This window comes from Allorhizobium sp. GW101-3B10 (genome assembly GCF_059424725.1).
Genome location: NZ_JBWKZR010000001.1, coordinates 2,526,242 through 2,546,779 on the forward strand (window position 1 = coordinate 2,526,242; position 20,538 = coordinate 2,546,779).

19 protein-coding genes are annotated in these 20,538 nt (G+C 63.6%); 9 read left to right on the forward strand and 10 right to left on the reverse strand.

The genetic code is table 11. The features are described 5' to 3' along the window. Positions 1-56: 56 nt before the first annotated feature. Both AC07Y0_RS12515 and AC07Y0_RS12520 read right to left on the reverse strand, forming a co-directional pair. A complete protein-coding gene (locus tag AC07Y0_RS12515) occupies positions 57-398 on the reverse strand; it encodes a DUF1491 family protein (RefSeq protein ID WP_498677675.1) in 342 nt (113 codons plus the stop codon). A 219-nt stretch (positions 399-617) separates the two neighbouring features. Further along, entirely contained in the window at positions 618-1,841 is a 1,224-nt protein-coding gene (locus tag AC07Y0_RS12520) for an AI-2E family transporter (RefSeq protein ID WP_498680229.1), read from the reverse strand. Positions 1,842-2,244: 403 nt separating this feature from the next. Between AC07Y0_RS12520 and AC07Y0_RS12525 the strand changes: the two genes are divergently transcribed. The 3 genes from AC07Y0_RS12525 (at position 2,245) to AC07Y0_RS12535 (ending at position 4,302) form a co-directional block, all read left to right on the forward strand. Then, a complete protein-coding gene (locus AC07Y0_RS12525; protein ID WP_498677677.1) occupies positions 2,245-3,084 on the forward strand; it encodes a hypothetical protein in 840 nt (279 codons plus the stop codon). Between the two features lie 2 nt (positions 3,085-3,086). Further along, on the forward strand, positions 3,087-3,635 hold the full coding sequence (locus tag AC07Y0_RS12530) for a hypothetical protein (RefSeq protein ID WP_498677679.1): 549 nt from the start codon (positions 3,087-3,089) through the stop codon (positions 3,633-3,635). A 112-nt stretch (positions 3,636-3,747) separates the two neighbouring features. Beyond that, the gene (locus AC07Y0_RS12535) at positions 3,748-4,302 is read left to right on the forward strand and encodes a hypothetical protein (RefSeq protein WP_498677683.1); all 555 of its coding nucleotides are present in this window, start codon (positions 3,748-3,750) and stop codon (positions 4,300-4,302) included. Positions 4,303-4,478: 176 nt separating this feature from the next. Here AC07Y0_RS12535 and AC07Y0_RS12540 read toward each other — a convergent pair whose 3' ends face one another. The 4 genes from AC07Y0_RS12540 to AC07Y0_RS12555 all read right to left on the reverse strand — a co-directional run bounded on the left by AC07Y0_RS12540 (position 4,479) and on the right by AC07Y0_RS12555 (position 9,982). Continuing rightward, a complete protein-coding gene (locus AC07Y0_RS12540; RefSeq protein WP_498677686.1) occupies positions 4,479-5,609 on the reverse strand; it encodes a glycoside hydrolase family 25 protein in 1,131 nt (376 codons plus the stop codon). 270 nt (positions 5,610-5,879) lie between these two features. Beyond that, positions 5,880-7,355, reverse strand: coding sequence for a methyl-accepting chemotaxis protein (locus AC07Y0_RS12545; protein WP_498677688.1), 1,476 nt, complete (start codon positions 7,353-7,355; stop codon positions 5,880-5,882). 115 nt (positions 7,356-7,470) lie between these two features. Further along, complete coding sequence (locus AC07Y0_RS12550; RefSeq protein WP_498677690.1) at positions 7,471-8,481, reverse strand: peptidoglycan-binding domain-containing protein; 1,011 nt, start codon at positions 8,479-8,481, stop codon at positions 7,471-7,473. Next, complete coding sequence (locus AC07Y0_RS12555; protein WP_498677691.1) at positions 8,453-9,982, reverse strand: sensor histidine kinase; 1,530 nt, start codon at positions 9,980-9,982, stop codon at positions 8,453-8,455. The genes AC07Y0_RS12550 and AC07Y0_RS12555 overlap by 29 nt, the downstream gene beginning before the upstream one ends. Before the next feature lie 493 nt (positions 9,983-10,475). Between AC07Y0_RS12555 and AC07Y0_RS12560 the strand changes: the two genes are divergently transcribed. The 4 genes from AC07Y0_RS12560 (at position 10,476) to AC07Y0_RS12575 (ending at position 15,182) form a co-directional block, all read left to right on the forward strand. Then, entirely contained in the window at positions 10,476-10,928 is a 453-nt protein-coding gene (locus tag AC07Y0_RS12560) for a DUF5330 domain-containing protein (RefSeq protein ID WP_498677694.1), read from the forward strand. 311 nt (positions 10,929-11,239) lie between these two features. Beyond that, positions 11,240-11,656 (forward strand): SufE family protein, encoded by a 417-nt coding sequence (locus AC07Y0_RS12565; RefSeq protein WP_498677696.1) that lies wholly within the window; start codon positions 11,240-11,242, stop codon positions 11,654-11,656. Positions 11,657-12,015: 359 nt separating this feature from the next. After that, on the forward strand, positions 12,016-13,209 hold the full coding sequence (locus AC07Y0_RS12570) for an HlyD family secretion protein (protein ID WP_498677699.1): 1,194 nt from the start codon (positions 12,016-12,018) through the stop codon (positions 13,207-13,209). A gap of 2 nt (positions 13,210-13,211) precedes the next feature. Continuing rightward, positions 13,212-15,182, forward strand: coding sequence for a glycosyltransferase family 2 protein (locus AC07Y0_RS12575; protein ID WP_498677701.1), 1,971 nt, complete (start codon positions 13,212-13,214; stop codon positions 15,180-15,182). Here AC07Y0_RS12575 and AC07Y0_RS12580 read toward each other — a convergent pair. From AC07Y0_RS12580 to AC07Y0_RS12590, 3 genes are all read right to left on the reverse strand, one after another. Next, positions 15,121-16,287 carry a cache domain-containing protein gene (locus AC07Y0_RS12580; RefSeq protein WP_498677703.1) on the reverse strand — a complete coding sequence of 389 codons (1,167 nt, stop codon included), beginning with the start codon at positions 16,285-16,287 and terminating at the stop codon, positions 15,121-15,123. The two genes, AC07Y0_RS12575 and AC07Y0_RS12580, sit on opposite strands and share 62 nt — an antisense overlap. 276 nt (positions 16,288-16,563) lie before the next feature. After that, on the reverse strand, positions 16,564-17,382 hold the full coding sequence (locus AC07Y0_RS12585) for a DUF6456 domain-containing protein (RefSeq protein WP_498677705.1): 819 nt from the start codon (positions 17,380-17,382) through the stop codon (positions 16,564-16,566). Then, the gene (locus AC07Y0_RS12590) at positions 17,379-17,795 is read right to left on the reverse strand and encodes a helix-turn-helix domain-containing protein (protein WP_498677707.1); all 417 of its coding nucleotides are present in this window, start codon (positions 17,793-17,795) and stop codon (positions 17,379-17,381) included. Before AC07Y0_RS12590 ends, AC07Y0_RS12585 begins: the two co-directional genes overlap by 4 nt. A 205-nt stretch (positions 17,796-18,000) precedes the next feature. Between AC07Y0_RS12590 and AC07Y0_RS12595 the strand changes: the two genes are divergently transcribed. Continuing rightward, the gene (locus tag AC07Y0_RS12595) at positions 18,001-18,969 is read left to right on the forward strand and encodes an IS1595 family transposase (RefSeq protein WP_498677708.1); all 969 of its coding nucleotides are present in this window, start codon (positions 18,001-18,003) and stop codon (positions 18,967-18,969) included. Between the two features lie 642 nt (positions 18,970-19,611). On the opposite strand, the gene AC07Y0_RS12600 is transcribed toward AC07Y0_RS12595, so the two are convergent. After that, positions 19,612-19,749 carry a hypothetical protein gene (locus AC07Y0_RS12600; RefSeq protein ID WP_498677710.1) on the reverse strand — a complete coding sequence of 46 codons (138 nt, stop codon included), beginning with the start codon at positions 19,747-19,749 and terminating at the stop codon, positions 19,612-19,614. Between AC07Y0_RS12600 and AC07Y0_RS12605 the strand changes: the two genes are divergently transcribed. Next, complete coding sequence (locus AC07Y0_RS12605; RefSeq protein WP_498677711.1) at positions 19,748-20,248, forward strand: hypothetical protein; 501 nt, start codon at positions 19,748-19,750, stop codon at positions 20,246-20,248. The two genes, AC07Y0_RS12600 and AC07Y0_RS12605, sit on opposite strands and share 2 nt — an antisense overlap. The last annotated feature ends 290 nt before the right edge of the window (positions 20,249-20,538 follow it).

Below are 20,538 nucleotides of genomic sequence, written 5' to 3' on the forward strand. Positions count from 1 at the left end.
TGACGCTAAGATGCTGAAATTGTATCCTCTCCCACTGGGGGAGAGGAGAATGCCGCTCACCCGGCCGCCATGGGCAGCAGCGGGCCGAGGTCGTCGAGTTCGATTTCCAGCACCCAGAAATCGGAATCGAAGCGGCGTTCGCGCTCGAGCAGGGTGTCGATGGCCTGCGGTTCGCCGCGGGCAAGGCGGATCTCGAAGAGGCGGCTGTCGCGGTCCTCGTCGATCACCAGGGCCTGGGGAGCCGGGCCGTAGAGGGTTTCGCTGCCGTCGCGAAAACGCTGGCGCACATAGATGGCGCCCGCCTCCTCGATGCCCTTCTTGGTGACCGCGGCAAAGCCGCCGGCGGAAAAGACGCGGCGGACAAGGGCGGAGACGAAAAGATCGGAACGGACACGCATGGGGCGTGTCTTAGCCGAACCGGGCGGGCATGGGAATGGCCAGGCCCCTGACACCGCCCCCTTGGACCGCACGGCCAGGCCCGGGCCTGGCCCGCCGAGCCGGCCATGTGCCATCGCCGGCCGTGCCCATGCCCTGCCCCCTTGCCGGGCGGACGCGCCACGGCCCGGTCGGCCGCGCTGGTCCGGACGGCCCTTGTCGTGCTTTGCAAGCCTGCCCGCTCAGACGCTTTCGCGCTTGCCGGCGAGGCGGGCGGCGGGGGCCGGCTGCGCGGCGATGCCGGCGGGCTCGACGGGTTCAGCGGCCACGGCAAGCTCGAGGGTTTCGGTCGCCAGCCCCTCGGGGCTCACCTCCTCGGCGCTCACCTCGCGCATCCATTCGCGCCAGATGGCGACGAGCAGCGCCATCAGCACCGGCCCGACGAAGAGGCCGAGGAAGCCCATGGTCTTCACCCCGCCGATCAGCCCGAAGAAGGTCGGCAGGAAGGGCAGCTTGATCGGCCCGCCGACGAGGCGGGGCCGCAGCGTCTTGTCGACGATGAACAGCTCGATCGTGCCCCAGGCCAAGAGCGCGATGCCGGCGACCAGCGAGCCGCTGGCCATGAGGTAGAAGGAGACCAGCGAAAAGGCGAGCGGCGCGCCGCCGGGGATGAGCGCCATGACGCCGGAAATGAGGCCGAGCGTGACGGCCGAGGGCACGCCGGCCAGCCAGTAGGCGGTGCCGAGCACGATGCCCTCGCCGATCGCGATGATGGTCATGCCGGTGACGGTCGACGAAATGGTGAGCGGCACGATGCGCGACACGCGCTCCCAGCGTTTCGGCAGGATGCGCTCGCCCAGCCGATCGAGCTGGGCGACCAGCTGCTCGCCGTCGCGATAGACGAAGAACAGCGAGATCAGCATGAACAGCAGCGTCAGGAACCACTGGAAGGCCGAGGCGCCGACGACCAGCAGGCCGCGATAGATGCTGCCGATATTCGAGCCGCTGGTGAGCTGGACCACTTCGCCGAGCCCGCCGGGATGGCTCAAATAGCGCGTCCACTGTTCGGCGAGCGACTGGCCGATGATCGGGATGCCGGCGAGCCACGAGGGCACGGGCGCGCCGGCGGCATTGGCCTCGATCGCCCAGACGGCCCAGATCTTCACCTCCTGCACGGCATAGGCGGCGGCCAGCGAGATCGGCACGACGATGAAGGAGATGACGAGCAGGATGGCGAGCGTGGCGCCGAGCGTGCGGTTGCCGTTGACGGCGGCGAGAAGCCGCCGGTAAATCGGCCAGGAGGCAAAGCCGATGACCAGCGCCGCCAGCCCCGGCACGAGAAAGCCGTGGAAGAAATAGACGCCGGCCAAGAGCACGAAGACCAGCAGCCAGCGCGCCGCGGCCATCGGGCCGACCAGCGAGGCGCGCTCGTCCTCCGGCGGACCGGACGGCTCCGCCCTGCTCACGCCGTCACTTCCCTTGCCCTTCAAAGACTGCACCCCGACACTCCCCTTGCTGCACCGGCCCGGCAGCACTTTTTAGCGCAACCGGATCCGCCACCACCAATGTTTCCACGAGGCCCCGCCGTCAAGGGCGCGGCCCGCGAAAACGGACGATGGGGTTCTATATGGGGATGGGGTATGACGGGGGGAAGACGGGTGTGGGGTGATGGCCGCTGGACTTTTCATGCTCCGGACGACATCCTTAGGCGCGCTGAAGAAAAAATTGGTGAACCTGCATGCCCTTGTTGACGCGGTGTTGTATGCTTAATTGATAAGCTCTTGAAGGACGAGCAAGGACACAGGAATTCGCATCTGCAAATGCTTTGAATAAGCACAAGATGGCAAGATCGGTAAGGGCGAGGTGAAAATGGTAGGCCGTTGGTTTCCACTGCATGAAAACCACGCGATAAATGTGATGGCATTGGCAATCAAATTTGTCGAACCAATTCCCGCGCCGCTTTTTCGAAAGGCTCTGGGCATAGTCGGCGGGCAAGCGGAGCGGCACGGCTTTCTGGATCGTCAACAAACCAATACAGCATATGAGTTTAAAATCGAGAGAGGCATTCCTCTACCTCCTAAGCAGATTACATCTGGCGGGGTGCTGTTCTCGGCATATGTTGAGAGCGAGAATGGAAACGTCTTAGGTCGCATGCCAAGCGAACAAGTACAGATCGAAGAAAACTCTATTGTTTACCGGACTTGGGATTACATCTCCTGGACCTGGCAAAAAGATAGAATAATTGACATAATTGGAGGCTGCATTGACGCTCTTAGCGGAATTATTGCAGTCAGCTCTATTCGTATCGAATACCAGGACCGTTTTTATTTTGACGGCCCGGCGGCCGAGGCCGTACCTAGAAGCCTGCTAAGAAATGGAAGTGAGTTTCTCTCTCCCCACATAATGGACAAGAGTGAGCTGTGGCACTCACACACAGGTATGTTCTTTCCAAGGTTGACCGCAGCGAACCGTCTGCTTCAAATCAACGTGGACGCCGTGGATGAGGAGAACGACACCGGAGAGGTCAAGCGCTGGGTGAACATTATGACCGCACGCGAGAATCGTTATCCAGGAGGCGCAGAAAACGCTGTAGCACTTGACTTGCAGTTGCTTTCTTCCGACATTGAAGAAGAACACCTTGAGTTGAAAAATGCCCTCGCTGACATTCTCAGCGACGACGCGGCAAAGCAGATTTATTTGAAGGATTGACCATGTTCGCGACGGGGCGATTGGTAACAGATTCTGCCTGGTGTATTCCCTATGGAAGCGTTGCACCTGAGAGTGTGTCAGATATCCGATCTGCGTACGGAATCGCACACAGAAATGCGACTGACGAAAGCGGCACTTCAAGTAGTGATGACACCGCCACATTAAGTGATGCCTTTTCCGAGCGTCGCGTAGTTCGTCTGGGTGCGCGCCGCGAACATATCAAGGCAAGATTTCGAATGCTCCGGCGTTTGCGTGATAACCATGACGGAGAAGGTGCGCGTGCAGCGCAGCAGATGAGCGTTGATTACGCAATTGCGTTTATTGGGCGCCACACCTTTGAACTTCCTGCTCTAGCTACCCTCAATGATGAAGGATTGGCAGTCATTGAGTTCCACGGAACGCAAAAGGATGTGTTTGCGGAAATAACTTTCAGCCCAGATAATCAGATCGAATGCTACTGGAAAGCGGATAATCTGCCGTCGCAAATGTGTGCTGGAAAGCCAGATGATCCAGTTGTGGTGGAATTTCTCGCTCGTTTTGCTGTGAGCTAACTTCGTGGACTGCGAAGAATGCAGGCGCCTCCTAGCTGAGGAATACTTAGACGAAAGTCTCGCCAAGAAACTGGAGGGTATCTGCCCCAATTGCCAGTGTGAAGTCTATTCGATGGGCTTCAACTCCCCCGGGCCGGTGGCCAACGAGGAGACCTTGTTTCGTCTGCTAGTTTCTCCTCGCGACTACGACCCGACTACAGACCTCATATCTAAGCAGCCGTTTGAGAAACTGTTCGCCACGGGCTTGAGCGTGATGCGATCCATTGGTTCAAACGATGACTTCGTTGGTATGGCTGAGGAAAACTTGGGATCAAAGCCCGACTCGCCTTTTCGACGGGTCAGAGCCTTGTGCAGCGCACTGGCGAAAGAAATCCGGAGCATTAAGGACGCGAGCGACCACCAGTCATTCTGCATATACGATCAAATTGTCCCACGCAGATACAAGGCTGGTCTAGATCCGATATCCACCCACGCAGGAGTATTTCAAAGAGAAATTAAAGCGGGAGTGGACGGAGCCAAGCGGCTAAACAAAGACCTAGCGCTTGAAGCATACAAGCTTTTCACAAAGCAACATTTGGGTGTCGAAGATTTTCGGGACCACCTATTTAGCGACATCAACGAGAAAGCCGCACGCGGAGATTTCATCAACAACGAGCAAGCGACTTAGGATCTCCCGGCATGCATCCCGATTGACTTTGCGGCTTTGGATCCAATGCTTTCTTAAAGGCCCGACCCGGCGCGGAGAGTGGCCGTTTCTTGCCACAAAAGTCAACTATGGAAGCTGGTGAGCCTCACCCTGCCACCATTCACATCGTGCAAAGAAACGATTCTCCCTCCCCCAACTCAGCTCGGCCGCGCCTGCACCCAGTTGTGCCACTCACCTTCCGAGCCGTGGAAGACGTTCAAATCGATCTTCTCGTTGACGCCGTGCGACAGGCCGGAGCCGGAATATTGCCAGAAGAGCCATTTGCGGCCGGGATAGACCTTGGAGGGGTGGGCGGCGACGGAGCGGAGCCAGAAGGGGTAGTCCAAGAACTCGCCCTTGAGGTTGTCGCGGTAGAAATCGGGCGCGGTGTAGATGATCGGGCGCTGGCCGTAGTGGCGCTCCAGCTTGTCCATGAAGACCCGCATCTTTTCCAGCACCTTGGCGCGCGACAGGCGGCGCTTGCAGCTGGATTCGCCATTGTATTCGACGTCGATGACCGGCGGCAGGGCGCCCGCCTCGCGCGGCACGTTGCGGATGAACCAGTCGGCCTGTTCGCCCGCCGTGCGGCACCAGTAGAAGAAGTGGTAGGCGCCGCGCTTGATGCCGGCTTCCCTGGCGCGCCGCCAGTTCTTCTTGAACATCGGGTCGAGATGGTCGCCGCCGTCGGTCGCCTTGATATAGGCGAAGTTGGCGCCTTGGGTGCGGAGCTTCGCCCAGTCGATGTCGCCCTGCCAGCGCGACACGTCGACGCCGTGCACGGCGAGCTTCTTCGGCGACTGCTTGCCGAAATTGATCGGCTTGGCGTCGCGGAACTGGCGGCTGTAGACGCGCGACGTCTTTTGCGACGGAGCGGCGGCGAGCGGCGGCTCGGGTGTCATCAGGGCTGCGACCGGGCGCTCGTTCGGCACGGCCATGCCGAGCGTTTCCTGCGCCGGCGCGAAGACCGCGGGCTCAGGCACCTGGCCGGCCCAGGCGAGCTCGTGCGGGGCTGCGGCGGCGAGCGGGGCGGACGGCGCGGCAAGCGGCGCTGATGGGGTGGCTGCCGCCTGCAGCAGGGCGTCGGGGGCGGATTGCTGGGCTGCCATGGGAGCGAGCCGGCCGCTCTTGCCGATCGCGGCCGAGGGCACGGGGCCGGAGGGCGTCGGCGTGACCGAACTCGTCTGCTGCGGCGATATGCCGTCCAGGACGCTTTCCGGCTCAGAACCGGAGACGCAGCCGGCCACGGTCAGGCAGGCAAGGAGAAGTGCTGGTGCAGCCGAAAAACGCATTTTGAACCCGAAACGCAAGACAACAGGGACGGCAGTCTGCGCGCCGCTTTGGGCGGGCGCGCGAATTGCTAACGGAAACTTACCGGAAAAAGCTGAATGCAATCTTTACAGATCGTGGCCGGACCAAGGCGGTTGCGCGGCGCTGGTCCCCTGCCCCACTGCCCTGCCATGCGGCAGACGGCCGGCGCCGGGCCTATTCGCGCGGCGTCGGCCAAGGGCATGGTGAGGATCGGCGGACGGCGAAGCGCCGGGCGCCGATGGCGGGCGATGTCAGACGCGGATCGCCAGGCGCAGGCCGCCCCAGTGGCGGCCGCCGACGGTGATCGGGGCGGAAATGTCCTTCATCACGACGAAATTGCCGCCGCCCATGTCGCGCCTATAGGTCTGGACGAGGAAGGGCGCGGTGGAGCGCCCGGCGGCCAGCCCGACGCGATCGGCGAAGATGCGGCGGTTGCGGCAGTTGGCGGTGTTCCACACCGAATCGCCGGGGCGCTGGGGGGCGGAGAATTTCTTGTTGTGGGTCGGCAGGTAGCCGTTGGTGTCGACCGCGGCGCAGAAGCCGATGCGGTCGGAGAGCGTCAGCACCGGCTCGAGAATGCCCGGCAGGGCCTGGTCGGTGAATTCGGTAAACGCCGCCATCATCTGCACCGGGTCGGTGCCGGGGATCGGCCGGTAATTGCGGTCGAACAGGGCGTTCAAACCGATGCGGCCGCCGTCGACGGCGCGCTGGAAGGTGGCGGAGATCTGCGCCGCGACATCGCGGGCGGCGTTGATCCACGGGCTGTCGGCGGTCTCGATGCCGGCCGAGGCGGTGAGCTGGATCAGCGTTTCGGAGAGCGCGACGACGCGGTCGACGCGGGTTGCGGCATTCTGCAGGGCGGTGTCGGACTCCAGCACCTCGCCGGCCATGACGTTGAGCGTGCCGACGAATTCGGCGCATTGCTGGTCGACGGTGTCGGTGGTGCGGGCCATGACGGAGGAGCCGTCGAGGATGCGGGTGATGACCTGTTCCATCGAGCCGAACGAGCTGTTCATCGCCTGCGAGGTCTCGCGCACGTCGAGCGCGCTTTCGCTGGCGCCGCGGCCGGCCTCCGACAGGCGGCCGATCTTGCCGCGGATCTCGTTCAGCGTCTGCTGGATCGAGCCGGTGGCCTGCGAGGTCTGCAGCGAGAGCGCGCGGATTTCGGCGGCGACCACGGCGAAGCCCTTGCCCGCCTCGCCGGCGCGGGCGGCCTCGATCGCGGCGTTCAGCGCCAGAAGATTGGTCTGGCGGGCGATCGAGCCGATCTCCTCGGCGACCTTGTCGACATTGCCAAGCGAGATCGAGAAGGAGCCGATCTCGGTCGAGATTTCCTGGGAGGCGGCGACCATCAGGTCGATCTTGCCGACCGCGCCGGAGAGCCGCGCGGAGGATTCGCCCAGCATGCGGCGGGCCTCGACGGCGGTCTCGTCGGTGGCGCGCAGCGACGAGGCGACGGTCTTGTTGGTTTCGGCGATGGAGAGCGCGGTGCGGGTCACCTGGTCGAAGGTCGAGGCGTGGCGCTTCGACATGGCGGCGACGTCCTGGATGGCGCCGGCGATGTCGACGAGGTCGATGCCGAGTGTCGAGGCCTCGTCGGCGAGCTTGCTGACGATCCGGCGCAGGGTTTCGGCGTCGGCGCCACGCGCCTGCGCCTCGGCCGGCTCTTCGGCGGGCGGCTCTTCGATGAATTCCTCTGGCGATGCCAGGCTGGTCTGTGCACTCATTGCAGTTCCTCTCCCGGGAATGCGCGATTGTGACGCAACACGGTTAAGGAATCGCAAATGTAGTCTATTGCGGATTAACGATAAGGCCGGCGCGCGGCGGGCCGCGTCCGGGGCCTCACAGCGCCCCGATGTCGCGGAGTTTCTTCAGCACGGTCTCGCTCGGCTCGCCGGTTTCCGGCAGGCGGTAGTGGCGCTCGAAGCGGCGGATGGCGGCGCGGGTCTGTTCGCCGGCGACGCCGTCGACGCTGACATCGGTATAGGCGATGTTGGCAAGGCCGCGCTGGATTTCCATGATCAGCGCCGCATCTTGCGCCGTGCCGCGCAGCGAGACCGGAAGGGCGGCCGGCGGTGCGACGGCGGGGCGGAGGGCATTGCGCGTGCCCTGCGGCTTGGTCGGCGCGGTGACGACGACCTTGGAGGCATTGCGGATGGCGGCGGCGACCGGGTCGGCGACCGCGGCGGGGGCGCTCAGATCCTCGGCCGGGCGGCTCTTCGGCACGGCGGCGGTGACGCGGCTGTCGACCTTGAGGGCGGAGAGCAGTTCCGGGCTGACGAGGCCGTTCGCCTCCACCCCGATCGAGCGCTGGAAGACGGCGATGGCGGCCTCGGTGCGCGGGCCGATCACGCCGTCGGCGACGCCGTCATAGAGGCCGAGCCTGGCAAGCTCGCTCTGCACGGACACCACGAGGGCGGCATTGTCGGGCACGGCGACGGTGTCTGTGGCGGCCGTCGTGGTCGCCACATCGGTCGCGGGTGGGGCGGTCGCGGCCTGCTCGCCGGCCGGCGAAACGGAAGCCGGAGCGCCGGCATCCTCGCGCTCGATCTTGAAGGTGGTGACGGTGGCCGGGTCCTGCTCGAGCCTGGCATTGCGGGTGACGCCGGCGAGCGCGTTGAAATCGCTGGTGTCGCGGGTCGAGAAGATCGGCGAGGGATGCTGGCCCGGCTGGTACCACAGGGCATTGGCGGCGATGAAACCGAAGGCGACGGAAAAGGCCGCAAGGCCGCCCACCGGCCGCGGATGACGGCCGACGAGGCGTGCCAGCGCGCCGGCGCCGGCGAGCAGAAGGCCGGCCACCCGCGGGGGGGCCTTCTTCTTCTCAGGCGATTTTCGCTTTGGCTTCGTCATACCCAGTCTTTCTTTCGCTCTCCATCGCGACCGGCCTGTCCATGGCTTTCAACCGCGGCGGAAACTCGACCGTATTGTGCTCGTCTGCGGCCTCCGCGCCGGCGCCCGAGCCATCGGCCGGCAGGCGGACGGTCACGACGGTGCCCACGCCCGGCATGCTTTCCATCAGGAAAGTCCCGCCATGCAGCGCCGTCAAGCCCTTGACCAGCGACAGGCCGAGGCCGGAGCCTTCGTAGGCGCGGTTCAGGTCGCTGTGGACCTGGGTGAAGGGCCGGCCGATCAGGGCCATCTTTTCCGGCGCGATGCCGATGCCGGTGTCGGAGACAACGATCTTCAGGTCGCGCCCGTCGCGGCTGGCATCGATGATGACCGAGCCGCCCGCTTCGGTGAACTTGATGGCATTGCCGACGAGATTGATCAAGACCTGGCGCACGGCGCGTTCGTCGGCGACCACCTCGCCGAGCCCGCGGGCGATGCGGCTGGTCAGCGTGACGCCCTTGCTGGCGGCCTGCAGCGACAGCATCTGCTCGCATTCGGACACGGCCTCGCCGATGACGAAATGCTCGAGCATCAGCTCGTAGCGGCCGGCCTCGATCTTCGACATGTCGAGCATGGCGTTGACGACCGAGAGCAGATGGGCGCCGGACTGGCGGATGAGCTGGACATATTCGCGCTGGCGGTCGTTTTCGAGCTTGCCGAAATATTCGCCGGCGAGGATGTCGGAGAAGCCGAGAATGGCATTGAGCGGCGTGCGCAGCTCGTGGCTGACGGCGGCGAGGAAGCGCGACTTCGCCTCGTGGGCGGCGACGGCCTCGTCTTCCTTTTCCAGTACGACGTTGCGGATCGACATTTCGCCGGCGATGTCGAGCAACTGGGCATGGACGAAGGCCAGCTCGCCGTCGGGGTGGCGCGTGGCGGTCATGTCCATGCGCACGTTCATGAACTGGGCCTGGTCGATGCCGATCACCGGGCGGTCGAGGCGCAGGTCGATGACCACGGCATCGGCACCCTGGCGCAGTTCGTCGAGCGCCTGGACGAAGGCGATGCGGTCGGAGACATGGACCTGTTCGGCGAACGGACGGCCGAAGGGATCGCGCAGGAAGGACAGGAACATCTCGCGGTCGCGGCCGCCGGCCTCGCGCACATTGCCGGCGGTGTCGAGACCGAGCAGGAGGCCCGGGCAGACATCGAAGGGCGAGCGGATTTCAGCGTCGGCGCCATCATTCGCGGCGGCCGGATAGGTGGCGCGGCGAAGGGCGATCAGCGCGACGGCGCAGAGAAGAAAGAGCGAGACGACGGCGGCAAAGCCGAGCGGCAGTGCCACGGCCGGGCCATAATAGAAGGAGAGCGCCAGTGGAACGGCCAACAGCATCACGGCAAAGCCGGCGGCGAGGTGGCGCAGCACCGCGATCTCGCGCGGATCGGCCGGTTCTCTGCCGCCATTCGACGCCAGGCAGCGGTCGGCCGCGCGATCGAGAATCGCTTTCGCCCTGTCAGCCATGTTACGCAATACTTGCACGCCAAAATCCGCGAAACGGTTCGATTTCGAGAGCCCGACCTTAGGGCCGATGCGCTTAAGGAAAAGATAAGGCAAGGCCTTCCGGAGCCCCGGAAAGGCCGCCGAGGGCCCAGTTTGGGACACTTCCGCCGGGCTTTGTCGAACGTGGTTAATGGGGCGTAAGCGGCGGATTTGTCTGTGTTTTCCCGATTGCGTTAAGATTTGTGTCGAAGCCCCGGGCCAAGAAGCGGTGGATTGCCGGGCCGCCGCCACAATTATGCTTAACGCCAGTCCCTAAAGTTTGAAGGAAATGCCAAACGAGCGGCCGCTGACGCGCCGTTCGTTCAAATTTGAGACAAATCCGAGCGGGTTTTGCAAAGCGATCTTTGCACCCCGCCGGTAGCTTGCCCTCACAAGTCCGGGAGACAACCCGGCACGACCCGACAATGACCGGAAGAACGGGATTGGGACGGGCAAAACGGGATTGGTGAAGACGATGTGGTTTCTGATCAAAGGAGCTTTCTGGTGCTCGATGACGCTGGTGGTGCTGTCGTTCTTCAGCAGCCAGCCTCAGGAAGACACCGCCGGCGGACCGCGCCTTGAAATGGGCGACGCGATCGCGGCGGCAACGGATGCCTATCAGTATCTCTCCGCCATCTGCACCGAAAAGCCGGACGTCTGCGAAAAGGGCGCCGAGACTTTTCAGGCGCTGGGAGAGCGGGCCCGCGAAGGGGCGCTCGTCGCCTACCAGATCCTCGACAGCCAGTTTTCCGACGACGGCGACGAGGCGTCGGCCGAGAACAAGCCCGCCCGCCCGTCACTGACGGCGGATGCCGCGCCTGTAAAGGCAGAGCCCGCAACCGACGTCGTCACCACCGGCACGGTCGTGCCGCAGCCCAAGCCGAAGACCGGCAACGGCCCGAAACCCTATACGCCGCCGAAGCCCTAAGGAGACCGAGGCCGGCACCGCCCTCTCAAGCCGCAAGGCACGGCGCGGCGCCCCATGAAATTCCGCAGGGCCGCGCGCCGGCCCTGGAACACCGCTTGCATCGGAGCACCCTCTGTCCGCCTCGGCGGCCTGGTGCTCGGTTGCCTGTCTGCCTGTCCCACAGGAAACTTCGGCCTACTGCCGAGCCGCGAGGAACCCCTTGTCCTCGCGGCTTTTCTTTTTCCCGGCACTTTTCGCCGCCGGCAAAGGTTCAAATGGCCAACGGGATCGCCTATACCGGAAACGATTGCAGAAACCGGATATGACGCCCCATGACGACGCTTGCGCAGATGACCGAGGATTTTGCCTTCCTGGACGACTGGGAAGACCGGATGCGTTACGTGATGGAGCTCGGCAAGGCGCTGCCGGACCTGCCGGAGGCGGAGAGAACGGCCGAGAACAAGGTCAAGGGCTGCGCCAGCCAGGTCTGGCTTTCCACCCATCCGCATCAGGGCCCCGATCCGGTGATCGACTTCACCGGCGATTCGGACGCCCATATCGTGCGCGGGCTCGTCGCCATCGTGCTCGCCGCCTATTCCGGCAAGCGCGCTTCGGAGATCGTCGCCTTCGACGCCATCGAGCTCTTTTCCCGGCTCGGACTGATCGAGCATCTTTCGGCCCAGCGCGCCAACGGCCTGCGCTCGATGATCCAGCGCATCCGCGAGGAAGCCGCGCGCCACCTGGTGTGACGGTACAGGCGGCGCAATGCGCCGCCACGCCCCTACCCGCCGAAAGCCCTGAAAACGGGTGGTTGCGGCGGCGCAGACGCCGGTGTCGCCGAACGCCGACGACCCTCGTCGATCGACGGAAACGGCCGCCTGTTCGATCGAAACCGTTAAGCCCATATTAACCCTCAGTTGCAGCGTATCTCTGACGCTCGGATGTGTCGTGGTAGGATTCTCCTCGCCACAACACAGGAGTCCATGATGGGCCGAAATCTCGAAGGCCATGTCTTGGCCGTCAGGGGCATGGGCGATGCGCATACGCATCAACGCCCTTCCGCCGTGTCCCGTCCGACATCCGGGCAGCCCGCGGAGCCGGGCTCGAGATGAAGGCGATCAAGATCTTCGCCGGGCTTGGCTTCATCATCCTCGCCGTGTTCGTCATCTTCCGGGAGCAGACGGCGGGTGTCAGTGCGGACGCCTTCGTCAATGCGAGGCTCTCCTCCATCCGCGCACCGATCGCCGGCACCGTCCGTCTCGTGGCCCGCCCGGTGGGGGCGCGCATCAGCAAGGGCGACGCGCTCGGGGCACTCTCGGATCCGCTCGTCGACAATATCGGGCTTTCGGATCTCATCCAGGAGAGAGCCAAGGTCCTGGCGGAGATCGACAGGTTGGCCCAGACCCGAAGGTCGCTCCAGGATGCGATCGAAGACCTGCGCGCGCAGGCCAGCGCCCATCGCAAGGAGAGGATCGCGCAATTGCGCGCCCTGGTGCAGAGCGCGGAAGCCAGCAGCGCCGCCGCCGAAGCCCGGCTGCGCTATGCCCGGCTCGGCCTCGAGCGTTCCAGACGGCTGAGCAAGCAGGGGATAAGGACAGGCGAATCACTCGACGAGGCGCAGTCGGCCGAAGAGGTGGCGGCGCTCGACCTGCGAAACGCCGAGGAAACCAGTCGCGTCGCCCGCATCAATCTGGCGGCCGCCGAGCGCGGCATCCTTCTCGGCGACGGCTATAACGACACCCCCGCCTCCGGGCAGAGGATCTCGGAGCTTCAGGCGCGCAAGGCCGAGATCGAAGCGAATGCCGAGGCGCAATCGGCAATCTTCAATGCCTTGGAGGCCCGCATCCGCACCGAGCGGCTGCGCGTCAATCTCCTGACCTCCGCGACCCTCGAAGCCAATGTCTCCGGTCTTGTCTGGGACTATCTGGCGATCTCGGGCGAGACGGTCCAGCGCGGACAGAACCTGCTGCGGCTGGTCGACTGCGATTCCGCCGTCGTCACCCTGTCGGTGACGGAACGGGTGTTCAACGGCATCCGGCTCGGCAGTTCCGCCTCCTTCCGGATGAACGGCAGCAGCCGCCTGCTGCAGGGGACCGTCACCCGCCTCGCCGGCTCCGGGGCGGCCTCGGTCTACGAGAATCTGGCGATCGCCCCGAGCGAACGGCACCTCGGACGTTTCGACGTGACCCTGGACGTGCCGGCCCTGCGCGACGACGAGAGCCTGCGCTGCCTGATCGGCCGCACCGGGCGGGTGTTCCTCGAGAACCGGCCGCTGGACTGGCTCCGGCGGCTCTGGACTTGACCATGGAGAGACTGCTCTACGGCAGCGAGCTGCAGTCCGCGGTGATGCTGGCGCTGCTGTTCCTCGGCATGGCCCTCGTGCTCGACGAAGTGCTGGACCCTGCCAACAGATGGCACAGGATCGGGCTGTTCGCGCTCGCGGGCCTGCTCACGCTCCGTTATCTGTGGTGGCGCGCGACGGAGACGCTCGCCCCGTTCGGCCTGACCTGGCACTGTCTCTTCAGTTGGTCCTTCTTCGCCTCCGAGGCCGCCGCCGGGCTCTCCTCGCTCAGCGCCTTCGCCATTCTCAGCCGCACAAGGTCGCGCTCACAGGAGGCGGACCGCAATCTTGCCTGGTGGGATCCGCATCCGCCGAAAGTGGCGATCCTGATCGCCACCTATAACGAGGAGCGGGACGTGCTCGAGCGGACCATCGTCGGCGCCAAGGCAAGCCATCACCCGAACTGCGAGGTCCTGGTGCTCGACGACGGGCGGCGCGACTGGCTGCGCGACTTTTGCCGGTCCCAGCAGGTCCGCTACCTGCGGCGGCCGGACAACAAGGGCTCCAAGGCGGGCAACATCAATCACGCGCTCGGCGTTCTCGCGGCCGATCCCCGCCCCCCGGATTTCATCGCGGTGCTCGATGCCGATTTCGTGCCCCATGCCGATTTCATCTCCCGGGCGCTGGCGCTCTTTCACGATCCCGGCGTCGGCCTCGTCCAGACGCCGCAGCATTTCTTCAATCCCGATCCGATCCAGCACAATCTCGGTCTCAGCCGGTCCTATCCCGACGAGCAGCGCTTCTTCTTCGATCACCTGCAACCGAGTCGCGACGCCTGGGGCATCGCGTTCTGCTGCGGCACCTCCTCCATCGTCCGCTGGCAGGCGATCGAGACGGTCGGGGGTTTTCCCACCGAAAGCGTGACCGAGGACTTCATGCTGACCCTCGTCCTCCAGGAAGCGGGATACAGGACGGTCTACCTGAACGAGGCACTGACCGAAGGCCTGGCGCCGGAGGGCTTGAAGGAATATGTCACGCAGCGCGCGCGGTGGTGCCTCGGCCTGATGCAGATCGCCCGCAGCCGCGTCGGCCCCCTCGCCGGAAACCGCCTGAGGCTGCGCGATCGCTGGAGCGTCATCGATTCGGTGCTGTTCTGGTGGACGACCTTTTCGTTCCGCATCGTGAGCATTACCTTTCCCCTGCTCTACTGGTTCTTCAACGTGATCGTCATCGACGCGAGCGTGCCGGATGTCATCATCCACTTCGCGCCCTATTATCTATGGGTGCTCTTCGCCCTGAATTTCGTCTCCTCCGGCCTGATCGTCCCCGTCGTCAACGACGTCAGCCAATTGCTGGGCGCGATCCCGATCACCCGCGCCGCGATCGTCGGTCTCTTCCGCCCGAGGGGACATCCCTTCAGCGTCACCGCCAAGGGCGGCGACCGGACGAAGGTCGTCATCCAGTGGCGCATGATGGCGCCCTTTCTCGCTTTGCTTGTCCTGACGATCCTCGGCCTGGTCATCGGCATCGCCTTCGACGACTTCGCCTTCAACGATGCCGGCGAGGGCAAGTTCATCATTCTGTCCTGGACCCTCTACAACCTTCTGATCCTCAGCGTGACGCTGGTGGTCTGCGTCGAACTGCCGAGGGTCGAGCAGCATCTGGCCGATCATCCGGAGCGCTGCGTCATTCTCGCCCACGGCCGGCTGAAGCGCGTCTGGCTGACGGACCTGACCGAAGGGACGGCGCGCATTCGCGGCGTCCGGCTCAAGCCGGGCGAAGAAATCGAACTGAAGCTGCGCGATATGGGAGAGATGAAGGCCTTCGTGCTACAGGCCACCAATGACGGCGCCGTGCTGTCGCTGGAGCTCGACACCCATCAGTACGAGGCGCTGCTGCGGCGGCTCTATACGCAAGGCTCGGTGCCGAGCGTCACCTCCACCCGCCTGTCCGCCGTGTTGGCAGCGGCGCTGTCTCGTCTGGGACATCGGTGATCCGGCGATCCCCGTGCGCGCCATGGTTCCCATGGTCCCCGTGTTCGAGGTGGTCGTGGTGATGCGCGGCGGACTGCAGATGCGCCAGCGCCGCGCCGATCATGCCGAGTTCCCGGGTCCTGTGGCTTTCCAGGGGATAGACGTCCTTGCCCTCGGCGATCTCCACCGCATTGCGGGCAAGCGCGGCGAACGGCCGGATGAAGGCGATGATGAACAGCAGGGTGAGCAGAAGCAGGATCAATGCAAAGCCGAGAAGGCGCAGGAGCAGGTCCCTCGACACGGCCCGCGCGGGCAAGGCGGCGGATTCGCCGTCGATCCGGCCCACCATGTTCCAGCCGAACCGCGGCAGGTCGGCATAGGCGAGCTCCGGAACGGTGGTGGTGAAATAGGTGTGGCCATCCGGCCAGGTTTCGACCCCGGAGCCGGAGGCACCGGAACGGGCCATGCGGAAGCTGGGAAGATCGAGGGTCTCCGGCTGCGCGCCGGTGGAGGTGGCGACGACGGAACCGTGGGCGCCGACGACGAAGATATCCAGATCCATCGACCGGGCCAATTCGTCGAGCAGGCGCTGGGCCCAGGCGAGATTGAGATGCAGCGCCAGCACGCCGATCGTCGACCCGTCGGCATCCCGGACAGGGGCCGCGAAATCGAGGAATCGCAGCGACGTGCCGTCCGCCGGCTGCGGCAGCTTCTGTGCGAGCAGGAGAGCATCATGCGCATCCCCGGCGAACATGCCCTTCAAACCGCCCTGGAACCACGGACGCGCCTCGACGCTCGCCCCGACAAGGAGTCCGTTCGACGCGGCCACGACCGTGCCGTCGCTCTGCGCATAGCCGGCCCAGGAGACCACCTCGCCCTGGCCGACGAGCGCGTCCAGCTGCAATTGCAGGTCCTCGGGGCGGCGCACAGCCAACTGGTCGCGGACCGCCAGGAGATTTCGCCACTCGCGGTTGAGGGACTGCGCCACCGCCGTCTGGACACCGTGCATGCGCGTCTCGACAGCATTCGTCAGCCGCGCCCTCTCATAGGCGCTGCCGCGCTCATTGATCAGCACATAGGCCATGACAAGCCCGATGAACGCGCTGACCACGACGAAACCCATCATCAGGAACTCCAGCGACGGGCCTGGGGCGTTGGATCGAGTTCTAAACCGCATGGAAATCTTTCGGCAGTGTGCGGAGTGAATGGGCGTCGGCGCACCGCAACTTGCGACCGCAGGCACGATTCGCTCGCCCGGCAGCACCTATAGTTTCTTTAGCATATAATGAGATTGAAACACATCCATTGATGCCGGATCACGGCCCCGCTTTTGCGATACCGGCGAGACATCCGCACCTTATGTCGATGCGGCCGGCCCTCCCCGTGGACCGGCCCGGTCCCGTCAGCCGATTTCCGGGCGGAAACCTTCGGCTCCCCAATGATGCCGGCGACGGCCGTGATCCGGCGGCGGCGGGGGAGCATAGTGGCGGGCGAGCGCCATCAGCGCGGTGCGCAGCATCAGCTTGGCGGAGCGGGCCGGCCACTGCCGCTCGCGCTCGACCGTTTCCAGTCCCTTCATGAAGCAGCAGACGTCGAGCGCCACGCCGGACAGTTCCGGCCCCATCGCCTCGACCGCCGCATTGACCCGGGCGCGGGCAGTGAGCGCCGAATCGGCGATCTCGACTGCGGCGGGGGCTGTGCCCCTGACCCGGCTGGCGAGGCGCGGCTCCCAGGCGGCGGTGATGCGCGGCTGCAAGCCGGCTCGCTCGAAGTCTGCGGCCAGCCGCTCGCCGGCGGCGATCGCGTCGGCACCGTAGTAGGCGGCGCCCGAACGGTCCTTCAGCCGGGCAAGGCCGGAAAGCGGCGATTCGGCGAGGTTTCGCCGCACCGGGCGGCGCTTACCCTCCTCCACCAGCGTCTCCACCGCCATGTCGCGGTGCTGCTCGAGAAAGGCTTCATCCCCCGGCTCGGCCATGGCGCGGCGCAGATAGGTGACCGTGCCCTCGCCCGCCCGGATCTTCAGGCCGTCGCGCACGATCAGGCCGCGCGCCACCGCCTCGCGCAGCAGGCCCGCCGGCACGTCGGCGATCGCGGTGTCGGCACCCTTGAGGCAGAACCCGCCACCCGCGCCGGCCGAAACCTCGAGCGGGCCGCGCAGGGCGAGCCGCAACAGCCGCAGGAGCAGCCGTCGCTCGGCGGGCGCTGTCCGCCTTGCCCTCATGCCGGCCTCCCGGCGATCATGCAGACTGCCTCGGCCAGCCGCTCGACGGTGCTGACGAAGGTGTCGAAGGCGGCATCGTCGCGGCGATCCTCGACGACGTGGCAGGCATGGCTGACCGTGGTGCGATCGACCCCGAAGGCCTCGGCGATCTCGCCATAGGGCATGGAGAGCGCGACATGGCAGACATACATGGAGATCTGGCGGACATGGCAGCTGGCGCGGCGCCGCGCCCGGCGCACCTCGGCCCGATCGCCGACGACGCCGAGGAGCTCGGCGGTCAGCTGGCGCACCACCATGCAGACGATGCGGCGTTCGCTGAGCCCGGAGGACGCGGCCGAAGAACGGACGACGGCGGGGCCGGGCGCTGCGCTCGCCGGGTCCGGAACGGGGGAATTGGCTGTCTCGAATGGCATATGATCACTCCCGATAGATAGGAATTAATTCATACACCCTAACGAGGAGACGGGGATGTTGGAAAGCGCAAGTTTTCGATGTTTGATTGTTTTTGTTTTGTTATCTGTTCTGAGCACTAGATATTTATGGGATTTATTTCCCACTATATATATATGACGTACCACGATGGATTTTGTACAAACAATCCAACGAAGGGGCTCAGCCATGTTTGACATCACCAACGAAATCTACACCGATGCCAACAAGGCCCGCGAGCATCTGGAGGCCATCCACTGGCCGAACGGTCCCATTTGCCCCCATTGCGGCAACTGTGACACCACGACCATTACCAAGCTCACCGGCAAGTCCACTCGCCCAGGCGTCTACAAGTGTAACGCTTGCCGCGATCCCTTCACCGTGACCGTTGGTACCGTGTTCGAGCGTTCCAAGATCGCCCTGAACAAGTGGGTTCTGGCCGCTCACCTTATGGCAGCATCGAAGAAGGGCATTTCAGCCCACCAGCTCCACCGTATGCTTGGCGTCACCTACAAGACCGCTTGGTTCATGGCGCATCGCATTCGTGAGGCCATGAAGGAAGACGTGAAGTCCTCCGGCCCGCTTGGCGGCGAAGGAAAGACCGTTGAAGCCGACGAAACCTATATTGGCAAGAAAGACGACTGGAAGCCCAACCCCAAGGCAACGAAGCGCGGCAAGGGTGGACCGGCTGCAAAGCGTACCGTTGTCGGTCTGGTCGAGCGCGGCGGCAAATCCCGCATGTTCCACATGAACAATGCGACGAAGGACAGCGTGCGCGAAGTTCTCGTTACCAACGTGTCCCGCGATACCAACCTCTATACGGACGAAAGCAAGCTCTACACGGCTGTTGGCAAGGAATACGCAGCCCACAAGACGACAAAGCATTCAGCGAAGGAATATGCCCGCCGTGAGGGCGATGTGGTCATCCACTCCAATACGATTGAAGGCGTTTTCTCTGTCTTCAAGCGCGGTATGGTTGGCGTATTCCAGCATTGCGGCGAAGCTCCCCTTCACCGTTACCTTGCCGAATTTGACTTCCGTTATAGCCGCCGCACCGCTCTGAAAATCTCAGATGCAGAACGCGCCGAACAGCTTATTGCTGGAGCCCGTGGCAAGCGCCTCACCTATCGGCGGTTTGACGAAGCCGCTTACGCTTAAACAGAAGGCTCGAAAGCTCCAGCGTGTGCGAAGAAAGAACAAGAAGCGCCTGTGAATAGCGGGTGTAGCACGCAAGCACACTTGCGCTTTTCAACTTAAAGACGTTCCAATGGTGACGGCGGCGAATCGGAAGTTCGCCGCCGTCAACGTAACCAAGCCATTGGACGGCTCGATATGAACGCAATTCAGACTGTAATCCTCCCGGAAGAGTGGTCAAGTCGTCCTTTGGCAACACATAAGGACTTTTTTATATGGCTAGACTTCCGGAACTACCGAAACGCTTTGTAGCGGACCAGGCATCCCCAACCATTGTTCATTGGAGAGGCCAAAGTAGCGCTACCTATGCGTTTCAACTCCACCCCATCGGCACTGTCTATCTCCACAGGCCCGGCGTCTACATCGCGTGCAAGCTCGCCGCGAATTGGAACTGGGATGCGGTATATATCGGTGAAACAGAAAGCTTCCACGACCGTCTCACCGCGCGCTTGGTGCTTCACCATAAGTGGGAGCGCATTCGAGCCGCCGGGGCCACTCACTTCTGCACCCTCCACGTCCCCGGGCACTTGTCCTTGCGTGAAGGTATCGAAACTGACCTCAGAAGACATACGAAAACTCCCTGCAACGATCAGTAACCGTAACCGGTCAATCGTTACTATGTTCCTCCTTACCCTTCCCAGGCTTAGGCTTGGGAGTGGTTTTCGGGTCCGGCGGCGTCTTGAGCATACGCTTCAAAACGTCGTCGCCCTTGTTTTCATCAACCTGCTTTTCGGTGTCTGGCATGGATGAACATTCCAATCTGCGTGATGAAGCGTTGTTCGCGTCCATCGGCCGCTTGGTAGTGACGTGGGGCCTTCTGGAACTAGGCATCGATACTATGGTCGATTTCATCCACGTCAATCTACAGCACTTGGTCAATGAGCCAGAACGCCCAAGGATGCTCAAGGTCAAAGTCAAATACTTGCGCAACCACTTCCGCTCACTTCCGATGAGCGACGAAGCAAAAGGGTACTATCAAACCTTGCTCGATAGGGTCCTAAAGGCTTCCGAGTTCCGGCACGATATCATCCACGGCGCGGTCGTGAATCATGCGGCTGGCACAGGAGAAGCCTCTCTTATCCGCCTAATCCACTCATCCGGTGACTTCGAACAAAAGCCAGTAACCGTCACGGTTGACGCGATCTTGCGCCAAAACGACGAAGCTGCTGAACTCGCTTCTCAATTGTTGGGTTGGAGCCGTTCGGCTCACGGATACGCTCAGAAACAGCAACAACAATTCTAGAAGCAAAATCAGTAGTTAGCTCACCATCACCGTCCACCCACTCCGAAAGCATCCTCGCTACGGTGCGGATGGCATTGTCAATGCCGGCCTCTCGCGAATCAGTATCCATTTTGCACCTTGGTACGTCAAGTATATAATTGGGATTTATTTCCTCATGCCTCAGAGGCGAGACGGAGTGGTTCCGCGTGGCCGTGCCATCGGTGCGGAACGGGCCGACGGGCTTCTCCCCAACAAAAAACCGGGCGCAAGGCCCGGTTCTGCGTGACTGACATCGACCGCGCCATGGATCG

What these genes read in the sequence shown, in the direction of transcription:
- AC07Y0_RS12555 (WP_498677691.1), bottom strand. Translation starts at nt 9,982, where the DNA reads ATGGCTGACAGGGCGAAAGCGATTCTCGATCGCGCGGCCGACCGCTGC.
- AC07Y0_RS12605 (WP_498677711.1), top strand. Translation starts at nt 19,748, where the DNA reads ATGGATGAACATTCCAATCTGCGTGATGAAGCGTTGTTCGCGTCCATC.
- AC07Y0_RS12585 (WP_498677705.1), bottom strand. Translation starts at nt 17,382, where the DNA reads ATGAGGGCAAGGCGGACAGCGCCCGCCGAGCGACGGCTGCTCCTGCGG.
- AC07Y0_RS12535 (WP_498677683.1), top strand. Translation starts at nt 3,748, where the DNA reads ATGGGCTTCAACTCCCCCGGGCCGGTGGCCAACGAGGAGACCTTGTTT.
- AC07Y0_RS12560 (WP_498677694.1), top strand. Translation starts at nt 10,476, where the DNA reads ATGTGGTTTCTGATCAAAGGAGCTTTCTGGTGCTCGATGACGCTGGTG.
- AC07Y0_RS12540 (WP_498677686.1), bottom strand. Translation starts at nt 5,609, where the DNA reads ATGCGTTTTTCGGCTGCACCAGCACTTCTCCTTGCCTGCCTGACCGTG.
- AC07Y0_RS12525 (WP_498677677.1), top strand. Translation starts at nt 2,245, where the DNA reads ATGGTAGGCCGTTGGTTTCCACTGCATGAAAACCACGCGATAAATGTG.
- AC07Y0_RS12565 (WP_498677696.1), top strand. Translation starts at nt 11,240, where the DNA reads ATGACGACGCTTGCGCAGATGACCGAGGATTTTGCCTTCCTGGACGAC.
- AC07Y0_RS12575 (WP_498677701.1), top strand. Translation starts at nt 13,212, where the DNA reads ATGGAGAGACTGCTCTACGGCAGCGAGCTGCAGTCCGCGGTGATGCTG.
- AC07Y0_RS12570 (WP_498677699.1), top strand. Translation starts at nt 12,016, where the DNA reads ATGAAGGCGATCAAGATCTTCGCCGGGCTTGGCTTCATCATCCTCGCC.
- AC07Y0_RS12515 (WP_498677675.1), bottom strand. Translation starts at nt 398, where the DNA reads ATGCGTGTCCGTTCCGATCTTTTCGTCTCCGCCCTTGTCCGCCGCGTC.
- AC07Y0_RS12600 (WP_498677710.1), bottom strand. Translation starts at nt 19,749, where the DNA reads ATGCCAGACACCGAAAAGCAGGTTGATGAAAACAAGGGCGACGACGTT.
- AC07Y0_RS12530 (WP_498677679.1), top strand. Translation starts at nt 3,087, where the DNA reads ATGTTCGCGACGGGGCGATTGGTAACAGATTCTGCCTGGTGTATTCCC.
- AC07Y0_RS12550 (WP_498677690.1), bottom strand. Translation starts at nt 8,481, where the DNA reads ATGACGAAGCCAAAGCGAAAATCGCCTGAGAAGAAGAAGGCCCCCCCG.
- AC07Y0_RS12595 (WP_498677708.1), top strand. Translation starts at nt 18,001, where the DNA reads ATGTTTGACATCACCAACGAAATCTACACCGATGCCAACAAGGCCCGC.
- AC07Y0_RS12580 (WP_498677703.1), bottom strand. Translation starts at nt 16,287, where the DNA reads ATGATGGGTTTCGTCGTGGTCAGCGCGTTCATCGGGCTTGTCATGGCC.
- AC07Y0_RS12590 (WP_498677707.1), bottom strand. Translation starts at nt 17,795, where the DNA reads ATGCCATTCGAGACAGCCAATTCCCCCGTTCCGGACCCGGCGAGCGCA.
- AC07Y0_RS12545 (WP_498677688.1), bottom strand. Translation starts at nt 7,355, where the DNA reads ATGAGTGCACAGACCAGCCTGGCATCGCCAGAGGAATTCATCGAAGAG.